General features: G+C 58.1%; 11 protein-coding genes. 7 read left to right on the forward strand and 4 right to left on the reverse strand.

Features of this window, described 5'->3' with window-relative positions; all coding sequences use genetic code 11:
- Nucleotides 1-58: 58 nt before the first annotated feature.
- Entirely contained in the window at nt 59-547 is a 489-nt protein-coding gene (locus KVG88_RS00075) for a MarR family winged helix-turn-helix transcriptional regulator (protein WP_150703300.1), read from the reverse strand.
- Nucleotides 548-759: 212 nt separating this feature from the next.
- Between KVG88_RS00075 and KVG88_RS00080 the strand changes: the two genes are divergently transcribed.
- The 4 genes from KVG88_RS00080 to KVG88_RS00095 all read left to right on the forward strand — a co-directional run bounded on the left by KVG88_RS00080 (nt 760) and on the right by KVG88_RS00095 (nt 6,334).
- The gene (locus KVG88_RS00080; RefSeq protein WP_217869877.1) at nt 760-1,590 is read left to right on the forward strand and encodes a p-hydroxycinnamoyl CoA hydratase/lyase; all 831 of its coding nucleotides are present in this window, start codon (nt 760-762) and stop codon (nt 1,588-1,590) included.
- 83 nt (nt 1,591-1,673) lie between these two features.
- Nucleotides 1,674-3,122 carry an aldehyde dehydrogenase gene (locus tag KVG88_RS00085; RefSeq protein ID WP_150703298.1) on the forward strand — a complete coding sequence of 483 codons (1,449 nt, stop codon included), beginning with the start codon at nt 1,674-1,676 and terminating at the stop codon, nt 3,120-3,122.
- A 90-nt stretch (nt 3,123-3,212) separates the two neighbouring features.
- A complete protein-coding gene (locus tag KVG88_RS00090) occupies nt 3,213-5,096 on the forward strand; it encodes a feruloyl-CoA synthase (protein WP_217869878.1) in 1,884 nt (627 codons plus the stop codon).
- Complete coding sequence (locus KVG88_RS00095) at nt 5,093-6,334, forward strand: thiolase family protein (RefSeq protein ID WP_217869879.1); 1,242 nt, start codon at nt 5,093-5,095, stop codon at nt 6,332-6,334. The genes KVG88_RS00090 and KVG88_RS00095 overlap by 4 nt, the downstream gene beginning before the upstream one ends.
- A gap of 23 nt (nt 6,335-6,357) precedes the next feature.
- On the opposite strand, the gene KVG88_RS00100 is transcribed toward KVG88_RS00095, so the two are convergent.
- Nucleotides 6,358-7,269 (reverse strand): LysR family transcriptional regulator, encoded by a 912-nt coding sequence (locus KVG88_RS00100; protein WP_217869880.1) that lies wholly within the window; start codon nt 7,267-7,269, stop codon nt 6,358-6,360.
- A 174-nt stretch (nt 7,270-7,443) separates the two neighbouring features.
- On the opposite strand from KVG88_RS00100, the gene KVG88_RS00105 reads away from it, so the two are divergent.
- The 3 genes from KVG88_RS00105 to KVG88_RS00115 all read left to right on the forward strand — a co-directional run bounded on the left by KVG88_RS00105 (nt 7,444) and on the right by KVG88_RS00115 (nt 12,480).
- On the forward strand, nt 7,444-8,454 hold the full coding sequence (locus KVG88_RS00105) for a zinc-dependent alcohol dehydrogenase family protein (protein ID WP_217869881.1): 1,011 nt from the start codon (nt 7,444-7,446) through the stop codon (nt 8,452-8,454).
- A gap of 169 nt (nt 8,455-8,623) precedes the next feature.
- Nucleotides 8,624-10,105 carry a DUF1254 domain-containing protein gene (locus KVG88_RS00110; RefSeq protein WP_217869882.1) on the forward strand — a complete coding sequence of 494 codons (1,482 nt, stop codon included), beginning with the start codon at nt 8,624-8,626 and terminating at the stop codon, nt 10,103-10,105.
- Nucleotides 10,106-10,620: 515 nt separating this feature from the next.
- Nucleotides 10,621-12,480, forward strand: coding sequence for an ABC transporter ATP-binding protein (locus KVG88_RS00115; RefSeq protein WP_217869883.1), 1,860 nt, complete (start codon nt 10,621-10,623; stop codon nt 12,478-12,480).
- Between the two features lie 132 nt (nt 12,481-12,612).
- On the opposite strand, the gene KVG88_RS00120 is transcribed toward KVG88_RS00115, so the two are convergent.
- Complete coding sequence (locus KVG88_RS00120) at nt 12,613-13,137, reverse strand: DUF3833 domain-containing protein (RefSeq protein ID WP_150703291.1); 525 nt, start codon at nt 13,135-13,137, stop codon at nt 12,613-12,615.
- A gap of 169 nt (nt 13,138-13,306) precedes the next feature.
- Complete coding sequence (locus tag KVG88_RS00125) at nt 13,307-15,886, reverse strand: bifunctional diguanylate cyclase/phosphodiesterase (RefSeq protein ID WP_217869884.1); 2,580 nt, start codon at nt 15,884-15,886, stop codon at nt 13,307-13,309.
- Between the last annotated feature and the right edge of the window lie 175 nt (nt 15,887-16,061).

The raw sequence follows: 16,061 nt of genomic DNA on the forward strand, positions 1-16,061 counted from the left end.
CCAAGTTGCTCGATGTACTGGCCCGGCCACCCCTCAGGGGTGTGCCGGCATAACGCGTTCAGTCCTGATAAACCTTCTTCAGCAAACGCAGCAGCTCTTCGCGCTCCCCGCCGGTCAGCGTTGATGTGGAGTCTAAATCGCTTTGCGCGGCGATCTGCTTGAGCTCCTTGAGCAAGGTTTCGCCGCTCTTGCTCAGGAAGATCCCGTAGGAGCGTTTGTCCGGCTTGCAGCGTACTCGCACCGCCAGCGCGCGGCTTTCCAGTTTATTGAGCAGTGGCACTACCTGCGGCGGCTCGATGGCCAAGGCGCGGGCCAGGTCGGCCTGCATCAGCCCCGGATTCTGGTCGATGATCGCCAGCGCCGAGAACTGCGCGGGGCGCAGATCGTGGGCTGACAGACGACCAATCAAATTCTGGAACAGCTTGAGTTGGGCGCGACGCATCGCGTAGCCGATCAGGTCATCCAGTGCCGAATCCAGAGGGGCCTGCATCTCGACGGTGGCGGGTGTGGACTCGCTTTGATCGGCGAGGGGAGAAGGCTTGGCCATTGCGGGTGAATCCTGAAAAGGTGGAGGTTAACAAGTGTATCTAGTTTGCCGTGGTTGTTGGCTGATAGCTATGCCTGCTGTTCATGGATCTTGGTTTTCACGATGTCTTGTGGTGGATAAAAAACTGTTAATCAGGTTAATAGTTAATTGACATAACTAAATGGCTGCTTTAATTTCCAGTCATCTCCTAGCCAGAACAAGAGAACAACACCATGAGCAACTACGAAGGTCGCTGGACAACCGTCAAGGTCGAGATCGAAGAAGGTATCGCCTGGGTCATCCTTAATCGCCCGGAAAAACGCAACGCCATGAGCCCGACGCTAAATCGGGAAATGATCGATGTGCTGGAAACCCTGGAGCAGGATCCGGCCGCTAGCGTGCTGGTGCTGACCGGTGCCGGCGATGCCTGGACCGCAGGTATGGACCTCAAGGAATACTTCCGCGAAGTGGACGCGGGCCCGGAGATCCTCCAGGAAAAAATCCGCCGCGAAGCCTCGCAATGGCAATGGAAACTGCTGCGCATGTACGCCAAGCCAACCATCGCCATGGTCAATGGCTGGTGTTTCGGTGGCGGCTTCAGCCCGCTGGTGGCTTGCGACCTGGCAATCTGCGCCGATGAAGCCACCTTCGGTTTGTCGGAAATCAACTGGGGCATTCCACCGGGCAATCTGGTGAGCAAAGCCATGGCCGACACCGTGGGCCATCGTCAGTCGTTGTATTACATCATGACCGGCAAGACCTTCGGTGGGCAGAAAGCTGCCGAGATGGGCCTGGTCAACGAAAGCGTGCCCCTGGCGCAACTGCGTGAAGTCACCGTGGATCTGGCGCGCAACCTGCTGGAGAAAAACCCGGTGGTGCTGCGTGCGGCCAAACATGGTTTCAAACGCTGCCGCGAGCTGACGTGGGAGCAGAACGAAGACTACCTATACGCCAAGCTCGACCAGTCGCGCTTGCTCGACACCGAAGGTGGCCGCGAGCAGGGCATGAAGCAGTTCCTCGACGACAAGAGCATCAAACCCGGTCTGCAGGCCTACAAGCGCTGAGATTGATCGCCGGGTGCATACCCGCCCCGGCGTGCTTTATCGCTCGAATGCATTCCCGACAAAGACAAAAAAGAGGAATCACCATGCTGGAAGTGCCCCTGCTGATTGGCGGCCAGTCGCTGCCTGCCCGCGACGGTCGGACCTTCGAACGCCGCAACCCGATGACCGGTGAAGTGGTATCGCGGGTGGCCGCCGCCACCCTGGAAGATGCCGATGCCGCGGTGGCTGCGGCCCAGGCAGCGTTTCCGGTCTGGGCCGCGCTGGCGCCCAATGAACGTCGCACCCGTTTGCTCAAGGCCGCCGAGCAGTTGCAGGCGCGTAGCGACGAGTTCATTGCGGCGGCTGGCGAAACCGGGGCCATGGCCAACTGGTACGGATTCAACGTGCGGCTGGCGGCCAACATGCTACGTGAAGCGGCTTCGATGACCACCCAGATTCATGGTGAGGTCATCCCCTCTGATGTGCCGGGCAGTTTTGCCATGGCCCTGCGCCAACCCTGCGGCGTGGTGTTGGGCATTGCCCCGTGGAACGCCCCAGTGATTCTCGCCACCCGCGCTATCGCGATGCCGTTGGCGTGCGGCAATACCGTGGTGCTCAAGGCTTCCGAATTGAGCCCGGCGGTGCATCGCCTGATCGGTCAGGTCTTGCAGGATGCAGGTCTGGGCGATGGCGTGGTCAATGTCATCAGCAATGCCCCGGCGGACGCCCCGGCGATCGTCGAGCGGCTGATCGCCAACCCGGCGGTGCGACGGGTCAACTTCACCGGTTCAACCCATGTCGGGCGCATCGTCGGCGAGCTCTCGGCGCGTCACCTCAAACCGGCGCTGTTGGAGTTGGGCGGCAAGGCACCGTTGCTGGTACTCGACGATGCCGATCTGGATGCGGCGGTCGAAGCTGCCGCTTTCGGCGCGTACTTCAATCAGGGGCAGATTTGCATGTCCACCGAACGGTTGATCGTCGATGCGAAGGTCGCCGACGCTTTTGTTGCCAAGCTGGCGGCCAAGGTCGAGACCCTGCGCGCCGGTGATCCTGCATCGGTGGATTCGGTGCTCGGGTCGCTGATAGATGCCAGTGCTGGCACGCGCATCCAATCGCTGATCGACGACGCCCTCGCCAAGGGTGCGCGGCGAGTGGTGGGCGGACAACTGGACGGCAGCATTTTGCAGCCAACGCTGCTCGAAGGCGTCGACGAGACCATGCGTTTGTATCGCGAGGAATCGTTCGGCCCCGTGGCGGTGTTAATGCGCGCTGACGGTGATGAAGCTTTGCTGCGACTGGCCAATGATTCCGAGTTCGGTTTGTCGGCAGCTATCTTCAGTCGCGATACCGGACGCGCGCTGGCGCTGGCCCAGCGGGTCGAGTCGGGCATTTGCCATATCAATGGCCCGACCGTGCACGATGAAGCGCAAATGCCCTTTGGCGGAGTCAAGTCCAGCGGCTACGGTAGTTTTGGCGGCAAGGCGTCTATTGAGCACTTTACCCAGTTGCGTTGGGTCACCTTGCAGCATGGGCCGCGGCATTACCCGATCTGAACCGCACAAACAACAATAAAAAGGCGCCTGCCGCCGCCATGTCCCGTTCGCGTGACTTGGTGGTAGCGTGCCCTGATGGAGAACACGCACGTGAGTCCAGAATTCAGATCGCAACCCCACATCGAGGCCAGTGCGCCGCGCTATCGTCAGGTGTCCATCGGTCGCGCAGCGGTCGAGGTGACGGAGCAGCAGGGCGCACTGCACATGCGTTCCCTAGAACCATTGGACGAGTATCCGCCACGACTGCTCGACCGTCTGGTGCATTGGGCGCAGGTGCGTCCCGAGCAGACTTTCATCGCCGCCCGCCAGGCCGACGGTGAGTGGCGCCGGATCAGTTACGCGCAGATGCTCGACAGTGTCCGGAGCATCGCCCAAAGCCTGTTGAGCTACGGCCTGTCGGCAGACAAACCGCTGGTGCTGCTCTCGGGCAACGACATCGAGCATTTGCAACTCGCCTTCGGCGCCCTGTACGCGGGCATTCCCTACTGCCCGGTGTCGCCGGCCTATTCGTTGCTGTCCCAGGATTTCGCCAAGCTGCGTCACGTTTGCGATCTGCTGCAACCCGGCCTGGTGTTTGTCAGTGATGCCGAGCCTTTCCAGCGTGCAATCGATACCGTGCTGCCGGTCGAAACACCCCTGATCACTGTGCGTGGTCAGGTCACGGGGCGTCGCCAGGTCAGCTTCGCCAGTCTGCTGGAACAGCGGGGCAGTGCCGAGGCCGAAGCCGCGTTCGCCAGCACAGGCCCTGACAGCATCGCCAAGTTCCTGTTCACCTCGGGCTCGACCAAGCTGCCCAAGGCGGTGATCACCACCCAACGCATGCTGTGCGCTAACCAACAGATGCTGCTGCAGACGTTTCCGGTGTTCGGCGAAGAACCGCCGGTGCTGGTGGACTGGCTGCCCTGGAACCACACCTTCGGCGGCAGCCATAACGTCGGCATCGTGCTCTACAACGGTGGCAGCTTTTACCTGGACGACGGCAAGCCCACGGCGCAAGGTTTCGCGCAAACCCTGCGTAACCTTAAGGACGTGTCGCCCACCGCTTATCTGACCGTGCCAAAGGGTTGGGAGGAACTGGCTTCGGCACTGGAGCAGGACCCGGAGCTGCGGGAGGTTTTTTTCAAGCGCATCAGCCTGTTCTTTTTTGCTGCGGCCGGCCTGTCGCAAAGTGTCTGGGACCGCCTCGACCGCGTGGCAGAGCAGCACTGTGGTGAGCGTATCCGAATGATGGCCGGGCTGGGCATGACCGAGGCTTCGCCGTCCTGCACCTTCACTACCGGGCCTTTGTCGATGGCCGGTTATGTCGGCCTGCCGGCGCCGGCTTGCGAGGTGCGACTGGTGCCGGTGGACGGCAAGCTGGAAGCTCGCTTTCGCGGGCCGCACATCATGCCCGGTTACTGGCGGTCGCCGCAGCAGACCCTTGAGGCCTTCGACGCGCAGGGCTTTTACTGTTCCGGTGATGCGCTCAAGCTAGCCGATCCGCGTGAGCCGCAATTGGGGCTGATGTTCGATGGGCGTATCGCTGAAGACTTCAAGTTGTCATCGGGGGTGTTCGTCAGCGTCGGGCCTTTACGCAGCCGTGCGGTGCTCGAAGGTTCGCCTTATGTCCAGGACCTGGTGATCACCGCGCCGGATCGTGAATGCCTGGGCGCGCTGGTCTTTGCGCGGATGTTCGAATGCCGCAAGCTGTCCGGGCTGGCGCCTGATGCCAGCGACGCCGAGGTGTTGGCCAGCGCGCCGGTGCGCGAGTGGTTCGCCGACTGGTTGCAGCGACTCAATCGCGAAGCCACGGGCAACGCCAGCCGACTGGAGTGGATCGCCTTGCTCGATAAGCCGGCGTCCATCGACCGGGGGGAAATCACAGACAAGGGCTCGATCAATCAGCGTGCCGTTCTGCAGTGGCGTGCGGAGCAGGTCGAGGCGCTGTATCGCGGGCTCGATCCGACCATACTGCGCGCGAGAACGAAGTCGTGAGGGCGGGCGGGCAGTACTCGGCTTTTGACGATACGGCGATCATCGCTGCGGTGCGTACCCCATGGGTGGACCTCGGCGGGGCATTGGCCGAGGTGTCGCCGATTGACTTGGGCATCAAGGTCGGGCGTGAAGTACTGGCTCGCTCGGGAATCGATCCGCTGGCAGTCGACAGCGTGCTGGCGGGCTCCATGGCCCAGGCCAGCTTCGATGCCTACATGCTGCCACGCCACATCGGTCTCTACAGCGGCGTGGCGCAATCGGTTCCGGCGCTGGGAGTACAGCGTATTTGCGCCACTGGTTTCGAACTGCTGCGCCAGGCCGCCAGCCAACTGGATGACGGCGTGCAATTGGCCCTGTGTGTGGGCACCGAATCGATGTCACGCAATCCGATTGCCGCCTACACCCATCGAGGTGGCTTTCGCCTTGGCGCAGAAGTGCAGTTCAAGGATTTTCTTTGGGAGGCCTTGTATGACCCGGCTCCCGGGGTGGACATGATCACTACCGCCGACAACCTGGCGCGGCGTTATGGGTTAAGTCGCGAAGCGGTGGATGCCTACGCCTGCGCCAGCCATCAGCGTGCGTTTGCGGCACAACAATCGGGATGGTTGGCACCCGAGACCGTTGCCGTAGGGCATCAAGCGTTTGAACTGGAAGGCTACCAGCCACGCGGTATTCGCCTGCCACGCGGTATCGATACGGTGAGTGAAGACAGCCATCCACGGCCCGCAGACATCGCGGCATTGGGCCGGTTGCGCACCGTTCATGAAGGCGGGGTGCAAACCGCCGGCAACAGTTGTGCGGTAGTCGACGGCGCGGCGGCTGCGCTGGTCGGGCGCGTTTCTGACTATCGCAATACACCGTTGGCCTTGCTGCGCGCCAGTGCGGTAGTGGGGGTGGCGCCAGAATTCATGGGTATTGGGCCAGCACCAGCGATTCGTCTGCTGTTGCAGCGCAGTGGCTTGCGTCTGGAGCAGATCGACCGCTTTGAAATCAATGAAGCGCAGGCCGCCCAGGTGCTGGCGGTGGCCAAGGAACTGGAGTTGGATCCGTCGCGCCTTAACAACCTGGGAGGCTCACTGGCGCTCGGTCACCCCTTGGCTGCCAGTGGCTTGCGTCTGGTGTTGACCCTGGCTCGACAACTGCGTGAGCACAATTTGCGTTACGGCATCGCCGCGGCCTGTGTGGGCGGCGGGCAGGGCATGGCGCTTTTGATCGAGAACCCGGCTTGGCAAGCCTGAGATTTCGTCGGCTGACGTGCAAGCTATGTTTCCAGCCAGTCAGACAGCTGCGGAAAACGCTCCTGCAACCACTCAATAAAAACTTGTACCTGAGGAGCCAGATGTGTCCGGCTTGGATACAACAACGACACAGGGCGAGGGGCTGGCCGATAGGGCTTTAGAATTTCCACCAAGCCGCGACTGTCCAAATGCTCGGCCACGGTTATGCCTGGCGCCTGGATTATTCCGAAGCCCGAAACCCCGCACTGAACGTACGCATTCGACTCGGTGACGGTGATACCGGCGTTGCTCACAAACGCTCGATCGTGACCCTTTACCGAGAAATGCCAAGGCAATGTCCTGTTGCTCTGACCGGATAAGAAGTTGACGCCTCGATGGTCGGCCAGATCGTCGAGTGTTTCGGGTTCACCATGCTCGAGCAGATACTCGGGCGCTGCACACGTCACCATGGTCGCCATCGCAATAGGGCGAGCGATCAAAGTCGAATCCGGTAGATCGCCGATACGCAACGCACAGTCGATGCCTTCACCGATCAGATCGACGACCCGGTCAGTCACGCCCAGTACCAGGTTGATACCAGGGTAGGAGGCGGTGAATTCTTTAAGGCTTTTGATGAATTTCAGTTGCGCGAAAGCGGTCGGGATATCGACGCGAAGTCGGCCTGCCAGCGTTGCTCCGGATCGGTCGAACATCGAGGTCGCAGCAGAAATATCCGCCAGGATTTCCTGTACCCGCTCATAGAACCTCTCGCCTTCGGCGGTGAGTGCCACCTTTCTCGTGGTGCGCTGGAACAGGCGCACGCCTAATGACGTCTCCAACTCCTGGATATACCGAGTGACTTGTGGTCGCCCGATGTCCAGCGATTCGGCGGCTTTGGTAAAACTGCCGAGTTCGGCAAGCCTGGCGAACAGGCGCATCGATTGAAGCAATTCCATGACGCTTTCCTATGAACCCCGCCTGAACGACGAAGTTGAAGATGATTGTTGTCCAAGAATAGAACAATCATGTCTTTTTCCACGCATTTATTGCGCACCCTCGAAGGCGAAAAATGCAGCCAAGGCTAAACCGGTTCTGGTTCTAGTTCATTGATGTGTATTTGGAGATTCGCAATGAAAGCTTGGTTATTGAAAGACTTCGGACTCGACAACCTGCAATTGGGAGAGGTAGAGACCCCGCAACCAAAGGCTGGCGAATTGCTGGTCAAGGTCGGTGCTGTCTCGCTCAACTTTCGCGACAAGGCTATCGTCGACGGCATTTATGAGCCGCACATGGTCCCCAAACCACTGATCCCTGTGAGTGATGCAGCTGGCACGGTGGTAGCGGTCGGTGACAACGTAACGCGATTCAAAGTCGGTGATCGCGTCAACTCGCATCTTTACTCACGTTGGCTGGATGGCGAGCCGGGGCCGAACGAGCCCGATTACTGCTTCGGTTCGCCGTTGCCCGGCGGTTTGGCCGAATACATGATCATTCATGAAGACAGCGCCGTCGGTGCACCCGACAACATGAGTGATGTAGAGGCGGCAACACTGCCTATCGCTGCGCTTACGGCTTGGTATTCGCTGGTCGACTTTGGACAAATTCAGCCGGGCCAGACCGTATTGGTTCAAGGCACTGGAGGCGTATCGATATTTGCCGTGCAGATCGCTACTGCGCTTGGCGCGAAAGTAATCGCAACGTCGAGCAGCGACCAGAATCTGCAAACCGTGAAGACGCTGGGGGCTGTGGCAGGCATCAACTACAGAACGACTCCGAAATGGGCGGACGAAGCGCTGAAGCTGACCGAAGGTAAGGGCGTTGATCTGTTACTCGATGTGGCCGGTGGCAGCGGCATCAATCAATCGGTCGCAGCAACCAAGGCATCGGGGCGTATTGCGCAGATCGGCTTTTTGACAGGGCAAACCGTTGAACTGAATCTGATGCCGCTGATTTTCCGCCAGACGACCATTCGCGGCATCGCCGTGGCGCCGCGCTCATCATTTGATCGGATGAATGCATTCCTCAATGAACACAAGATCCGTCCCGTCATTGATCAGGTGTATCCGTTCGAAAAAGCACGAGAAGCTTACGAGCATCTTGCGAGGGGAGCATTTGGAAAGGTTGTGATCAAAGTCGCTTGATAAAGTGAGGCGCCATTTTGGCGCCTTTTTTGTCTAGCTCAGTAAATTCGACTCCCGAGGGGCTGGCTTTTTGTGATCTACACTCCCGTGGCAAGCGAGCTGGCGCTTCGTCGAGCCGGGGGCTGTGAGCAGTCTCGGTACCTGCTTGCTCAGAACACACGAGGTGAAAATGAACAGGAAGTCTAACCGAAGCTGGACCAAGGCTGCGGCACTCGTAGTAGTGGGTACAACGCTTTTCACGGGGTGTGCGGGCAAAAACGACCCGATATCACAAGCAGACAAAGCGGATGTGGCCAAGGGCGTGGCCGCGCCGAGTCTTGAGCAGACCAAGGCAATCGCCGAGGAAGGTTTTATCTACGGCTTGCCGCTGGTGATGAACTATGCCGTGATGAACGAGTTCGCGGTGGACCCCAAGTCCAGCCAGTTCAAAGCCCCGTTCAATCAACTGCACAACGAGCATCGAGTCGCGACGCCCGCCGACACCGCCGTCATTACGCCAAACAGCGATACACCATATTCGATACTCTGGGCCGACCTGCGCGCGGAGCCGCTGGTGATCACGGTGCCGGCAGTCCCCAAACAGCGCTACTACTCGATTCAACTGATCGACGGCAACACCTATAACTATGGGTACATCGGCAGTCGGGCAACTGCCAGCGCACCCGGCAGCTATCTGGTTGTAGGGCCCGACTGGAAGGGGACGGCACCTCCAGGCATCGACAAGGTGTTTACCTCCTCGACCCCCTTCGCGCTCACCTTGATCCGCACCCAGTTGTTCAACCCGGCCGACATGCCCAATGTCGAGAAGGTGCAGGCGGGCTACAAGATCCGGGGGTTGTCTGCTTTCCTTCATCAACCCGCGCCGCCCGCTGCGCCCAAGATCGATTTCTTGCCGGCTACCACGGCAGGTATCAAGGCTAACTTCTTCGAGTACCTGTCCGCCGCGATGCAGTATGTGCCAGCATCGGCTGACGACAAGGCGATCCGTGCCAGGCTGGCGAGCATCGGGGTAGGGCCTGGTCGGAACTTTGAATTCAAGGACCTCTCGCTCGAACACAAGGCCGCGGTCCTGCTTGGTATGAAGGCCGGCGACGAAAAGGTCGACAGGTTTCTCTCAAGCGGAATGAAGAATATCAATGGCTGGAACGTCGGTGCGTTCTTCGGTGATCAGGCGTTCTACCAGTCCAACTGGCTCATGCGTTCCGGTGCCGCGAAGGGTGGCTTGTACGGCAACGACGCCGCCGAGGCGATGTACCCGTTCACGCGTACCGATGGCAGCGGCCAGACGCTCGATACCAGCAAACACAATTACACGCTCACATTCCCGGCTGGCAAGCTGCCGCCTGTTAACGCCTTCTGGTCGGTGACCATGTACGATGGCAAAAGCCAGTTACTGATCAGCAATCCGCTCAACCGCTACCTGATCAATTCGCCGATGCTGTCGGCCATGAAAAAGAACGCGGATGGCTCACTGACGCTGCACATCCAGAAGGACTCCCCCGGCAAGGCCAAGGAATCCAACTGGCTGCCGGCACCTGACAACACGGTCTATCTGGTGATGCGCCTCTACTGGCCGAAGACCACACCGCCTTCGATTCTTCCCGCTGGCGAGGGCAGCTGGCAGCCACCGGCGCTGGTGGTTTCGAAGTAGTGTGACCTACTGCTGATACGTGCTGTAGGTCGGTATTGGCAGGTGTGCTTTCGCCGATAGCAGCTGATTATGAAGGGCTGTTATTGGCTGGATCGCGATGGGAGCATCGGCGGTTACCATGGATGGTCAGGCTTCCGTTTGCTCCAGCATTTCCAGCGCATCATCGATCTCGATTTCCAGTTTTCTACTTGCATGCTTTTAAGTGAAAACTGCCTTCACCAAACGCCTGAACCGAAAAGCTATCCACAAAAGGAGTGGGTATTCCTGTGGATAATGTGCCAGGAAGCACGGGCCATAAGGTCTGTCGAACGTTGGTCATAATGTGCGCAAACTGACACCTCGGAACTGAGCGCGTATCCCAATGCGCTCAGCCGCTGGCAGCCACAGACAGAAACCTATGCCTGCACGGGGCCAGTCAGTTGGTTGCGGGTATCAATGCTCGTCCGCGACCTTCAAAACCCTCAAAGCAGCCGTTCATGGCAGAATCCCCATAACTTGATGTTTTGGAGACCACAATGCTTCGCGTGTTTGAACGTAGGCTCGACCCTTTTCCTCCTGACGAAGTACCACCGCCACCCGATGGCCTGGCCCGCTTCCTGTGGGCCTGTACGCGGGGAGCTCGCGGTTACGTTCTGGCGCTGGCGCTGCTCAGTGCCGGTGTGTCGATTTACGAAGCCTGGCTGTTTTCCTTTCTCGGGCAGGTCGTGGACCTGCTCTCGACCTGGCAGGCGGGCGGTGAAGCGGCGGCGCAGGAAAGTCGCGTGTTGTGGGGCATGGGCATTGTCATGCTGACCAGTGTCGGGCTGGTGGCGTTGCGCACGATGGTGCAGCACCAGATATTGGCGATTAACCTGCCGTTGCGATTGCGCTGGGACTTCCATCGCCTGATGCTGCGACAAAGTCTTTCGTTTTTTTCCGATGAGTTTTCCGGGCGGGTCACCACCAAGGTGATGCAGACGGCGCTCGCGGTTCGCGACGTGCTCTTCACGCTGATCGAGATTGCACCGGGGATCGGCGTGTATTTCATCGCGATCATCGCCCTGGCCGGCGGCTTCGCCCTTAAGCTGATGCTGCCTTTCATTGCCTGGGCTGCGTTGTTCGGCCTGGCCATGTGGTACTTCGTGCCCCGTCTGGGGAAGGTCGGGCAGGAACAGGCCAATGCGCGCTCGATGATGACCGGGCGTATCTCGGATGCCTACACCAACATCACGACGGTGAAGCTGTTCTCCCACTCCAATCGTGAAGCGCATTTCGCGCGCGCAGCGATGGAAGATTTCAAGTTGACCGGCTTTCGCCAGATGCGCCTGGTCAGCCAGTTCGAGATCGTCAACCAGGCCTTGGTCGTGGCATTGATCATGGGCGCCGGTGGTTACGCCCTGTGGCTCTGGCACCAGGGTGACGTCGGTGCCGGTGCCGTGGCGGCGATCACTGCCATGGCGCTGCGGATCAATGGCATGTCGAACTGGATCATGTGGCAAATGACCTCGCTGTTCGAGAGCATCGGCACCGTGCAGGATGGCATGGCGACGCTGACCCTGGGCACCAAGGTGCAAGACGCGCCCGATGCCGGTGTGCTGGTGACCTCCGGTGGTGCGGTCACCTTCGATAAAGTGAGCTTTAACTACAATGGTGAACGCCAGGTGCTCGATGGCCTGAGCCTGAACATCCGCCCCGGCGAAAAAATCGGTCTGGTGGGCCGCTCCGGCGCTGGCAAATCCACGCTGATCAACTTGCTGCTGCGCTTCTATGACGTCGACAGCGGGGAGATTCGCATCGACGGCCAAAACATCGCACACGTAACGCAAGACAGCCTGCGTGCCTCCATCGGCATGGTCACGCAAGATACCTCGCTGCTGCACCGTTCGATTCGCGACAACATCGCTTATGGCCGTCCCGACGCGACCGACGCGCAAATCCGCAACGCTGCTGCCAATGCCCAGGCCCATGAGTTCATCAGCCAACTGAGCGACCGCCAAGGTCACACCGGCTACGACACGTTAGTGGGCGAGCGCGGCATCAAGCTGTCGGGCGGCCAACGCCAGCGCGTCGCGATTGCCCGGGTAATGCTCAAGAACGCCCCGATCCTGCTGCTGGACGAGGCCACCAGCGCGCTGGACTCGGAAGTCGAAGTGGCCATCCAGGAAAGCCTCGATGAAATGATGCAGGGCAAGACCGTAATCGCCATCGCCCATCGGCTGTCGACGATTGCGGCCATGGACCGGCTCATCGTCATGGACGACGGACGCATCGTTGAACAGGGCACCCACTCCGAACTGCTTGAGAAGAACGGCGTGTATGCGCGGCTTTGGCAGCATCAGAGTGGCGGGTTTCTGGGGGAGGACAAGGGCGTGGTCGAGGCAGTGGATCAGGCGTAAACCCGAAGGCGCCCGGGGAGCGAGAGCATGGCAAAAATGGCATGATCCGTATGCCTGTCAAAAGTTCTGCTTGCACGGGCGTCGAAGCGACAACGTTTACAAGTGCCCCTCATGGAGCAGTCACCCGCGACCTCAAGGCTGCTTGCGGAAGAACAAGGTGATCTGACCGACCTCCACCCCGAATTTGCTCATGAACGAGCGATTGATCATGGTGTTCTTGTCCATCAGGTACATCCAGTCGTCTAAGTGAACCTCGTACTCCTTGCCATCCACCGGAAGGTTGAGCACATATTTCCAGCGCAGTGCATTGCCTGCCACCTCACCAAGCGCCTCGCCCACCACGTCGCCAGCGGTGCCGCGCCATTGGCCAGGGCCGGCAGGGGTTAGCGTCCACACCCGTTTTTGCGTAGTACCATCGCTGTACGTAAACGATTCGTCGAGGATCAGCCTGCGGCCTTCTGAGTGGCCATTGATCACCACATGAAAGCGCTTGGTTACCTCGCCCGAGCGCTTTTGAAACATACCCCACGCTTCGACCCGGCCCTCGAAGAATTCGCGCAATTCAAGCGTGGGCGTCTCCTGGCTGTAGGTATGCACATCCACCCGGCTGCAACTCGCAAGGCCAATGCATAACAGCATTATCCATATCTTGAGCATGTGCATTTCCTCAACGGTCTCAGGGTTTAAGTGGCCCATTTTAGGTCGGCGATTACCGAGCTATTTTCGAGTTGAGTCGTAGCCCAGTTGATTGGTTCAGTGCATTGCAAATGGGGATAGCTAAGCGCGACCTATCGAACGCATGGACGTAACGCAATTAAAGAGGTTCCTATGTCTTGCCCAGCTCCTGCCCAGCCATTAGTAACGACTCGAAATCATCGTTATTTAAAGGTCGACTCAAGAAGTATCCCTGGCCCTCTTCGCAGCAAACCTCTTTGAGCAGATCCATGTGTTGAACAGTTTCAATGCCTTCGGCGGTTACGCTCAAAGATAAAGCGCGGCCCAGCCCTACGATGGCTTTAATGATCGATCTGTCTTCTTCGCTTTCCCCCAATCGGCTGACAAAGCTGCGGTCTATTTTGAGTCCATCAAACGGGAACGAACGAAGGTAACTGAGCGATGAATAACCCGTTCCAAAGTCGTCCATTGAAAGGCGTACGCCTATTCGTTTTAGTGCTCGCATGACCTCCAGCGCGCCCAATGCGTCTTCCAGCATGACACTCTCGGTAACCTCTAACTCTAATCGTTGCGCTTGAAGCCCTGTGGTTGTGATTGCAACGCCTATCCGTTCAACCAGATTTCCACGCTGAAACTCAGTGGGAGATAAATTGACTGAAACAAATAGATTTGTGGGCCAACGAGCCGCACGTTCGCAAGCAGTCGTGAGTACCCAATTACTCAGCGCCAGGATAAGTCCGGTCTCTTCAGCGATAGGAATAAAAGTATCGGGGGGTATGAGGCCTCGTCTAGGATGCTGCCACCGCACAAGCGCTTCGGCACCGACCATTTGCCCGTCTGCGATGCGAAAGCGGGGTTGGAAATGTAGGCGTAGCTCACCGTGTGCTATGCCATAGCGGAGATCATTTTCGAGCTGGCGGCGTTCGATGATTTTGGTATTCATTTCATTGGCATAGAAGCGCCAGGTTTTTCGCCCTCCGGCTTTTGCTTCATACAAGGCGATGTCTGCATATCGGAGTAATTCTGCTGCTTGCGTAGCATCATTAGGTGCCATTGCAATTCCAATGCTGGCACTTACAAAAACCTCCTGATCTTCGACCTTCACTGGTTTCTCAATCGAATCAATCAGTCGGCGGCACGCGATTTCTACTTGTTCAACTGAGCCCAAGTCGTTAAGAATCAACACGAATTCATCGCCACCAATGCGCGCCACGAGATCTCCGCTGCGCACACACTCACCTAGCCGTCGCGACACTTCATTGAGCACCTCATCACCGGCCGCGTGACCGAGAAGGTCGTTTACCGGTTTAAATCGATCAAGGTCTAAAATAAGCATCACGAGAGGATGCTCCGGAGTCGGCGCAGCTTTAAGTTTGCCGTCTAAAAATTCTTGTAGCCTTGTCCTGTTCGGCAGCCCGGTCAGAGCATCATGCTGCGAAAGAAACTCTATACGCCGACGCGCCTCCACTTCATCTGTTATGTCGGTTGCCGTGCCTCGAAATCCTTGGTTGACCAATCCTCGCGCGGATATTCGCGTAAAGCGCGCCGATCGTTTCAAATCAACATAACTACACTGAACACTGATGCTTTGACGACGCTTCGGAATGCTCAACCATTGAGAAACCGTACCAAGTTCCATACGCAGCAAGTCATCAATATTTGCGCCGATCCAAAGGTCTCGAGATAGCCCTGTAACACTTTCAAACCGCTCGGAAAGGTAGGTGAAACGCCACTGCTGATCTATTTCCCAGATCCAATCGGAGCTTGCTTCTGCCACGTCCCGAAAACGCGCTTCGCTCTGCGCAAGGGCCAACTGGCTTAATTGCAGGGACTCATAGCTGCAGTCGAGCGCCCTGGCGGCAGCGGTTGTGCGTCGAATGATGGCCCAGATCATGAACACCACTAGAAGGGCCGCGATGGCGATCAGTGGGAGCATAAGCCCTAATAATCGAGTGCTGGGCGTCGCCGCTTCCCAATGCAGTCCTCCTGCGGATCCGCCTTCACCGAGTGGCAAGATTGATGACTTATGAATCTCGTCGGGCGTAGCGATATGCAGTCCTTTGATGCCGTAATCTTTGCCCATGGCTTCCAGTTTGGCGCTGTCCAGCATTTCCACAAAAAGCAGTACTGAAGATGGCCCGTTATCTGGTTGAACGGTTGGATCGGCCCCAGGAGTCAGAGCGGCTGCGGCAATAAGTGCAGGCATGCCATGGACATTGAGGAACGTCGTTACCACCGCTTCGTTCTCTGCGCCCTGTCGCGCTTGGGCGAGTAGCGCCCCGATGGGTTGTCCTAACCAATTCGCAGCATCAACGGTATTCAGCTCTCCTCTTAAAACCGAGTAGACAGTGCGATCTGCTGCATTTACTACGAATAGGCCGGGTAAACCAAAATCTGAGTAAAGCGTTGGGCCGAGGTTCTGTCTGGTAAATGCCCAGTCGGTATCAACCGTTTTGTGCAAATGCAGGTATCCGTCACCCCAGAAGGCGTAATCCTTGATGGTGGATCGCAGGTTTTTTTCAAGCGACTCAACAGCTTTTTGGGCGTAGAAAGCGTTCTCTGACTCTTCATTGCTATCAAGATTTTTGGCTACGAAAAACAGCAGTCCCGTTGCAAGAATAAATACGATGCCCAGCAACCCTGCGAACTTGAACAAAGAGGCTTTGGCGAGCGCAACGTTTGAGTTTAACGGGACTGCGGGAGTCGCGATGATAGCTTCAGGCTTGGGCATAACACTCCAAGTGATACATCTGGGGTTTGGTCTCGGTCATCTTTTGTCTTCAACGGGTAGAATTTTCAAACGCTGACCAAAGCGTAGTGGCTTTTTAGACTTATCGTATAGATTCCCGATGGTTTCGCACTGGAAATTGCGATGAGGGAAAGGACAGGATCCGGACCCGCGATAG

The organism is Pseudomonas azerbaijanoccidentalis (genome assembly GCF_019145495.1).
In the GTDB taxonomy this organism is placed as follows: domain Bacteria; phylum Pseudomonadota; class Gammaproteobacteria; order Pseudomonadales; family Pseudomonadaceae; genus Aquipseudomonas; species Aquipseudomonas azerbaijanoccidentalis.

Bases quoted from the DNA above. Each gene is read 5' to 3' on its own strand.
- KVG88_RS00075 (WP_150703300.1), bottom strand. From the start codon at position 547: ATGGCCAAGCCTTCTCCCCTCGCCGATCAAAGCGAGTCCACACCCGCC.
- KVG88_RS00080 (WP_217869877.1), top strand. From the start codon at position 760: ATGAGCAACTACGAAGGTCGCTGGACAACCGTCAAGGTCGAGATCGAA.
- KVG88_RS00085 (WP_150703298.1), top strand. From the start codon at position 1,674: ATGCTGGAAGTGCCCCTGCTGATTGGCGGCCAGTCGCTGCCTGCCCGC.
- KVG88_RS00100 (WP_217869880.1), bottom strand. From the start codon at position 7,269: ATGGAATTGCTTCAATCGATGCGCCTGTTCGCCAGGCTTGCCGAACTC.
- KVG88_RS00105 (WP_217869881.1), top strand. From the start codon at position 7,444: ATGAAAGCTTGGTTATTGAAAGACTTCGGACTCGACAACCTGCAATTG.
- KVG88_RS00110 (WP_217869882.1), top strand. From the start codon at position 8,624: ATGAACAGGAAGTCTAACCGAAGCTGGACCAAGGCTGCGGCACTCGTA.
- KVG88_RS00115 (WP_217869883.1), top strand. From the start codon at position 10,621: ATGCTTCGCGTGTTTGAACGTAGGCTCGACCCTTTTCCTCCTGACGAA.
- KVG88_RS00120 (WP_150703291.1), bottom strand. From the start codon at position 13,137: ATGCTCAAGATATGGATAATGCTGTTATGCATTGGCCTTGCGAGTTGC.
- KVG88_RS00125 (WP_217869884.1), bottom strand. From the start codon at position 15,886: ATGCCCAAGCCTGAAGCTATCATCGCGACTCCCGCAGTCCCGTTAAAC.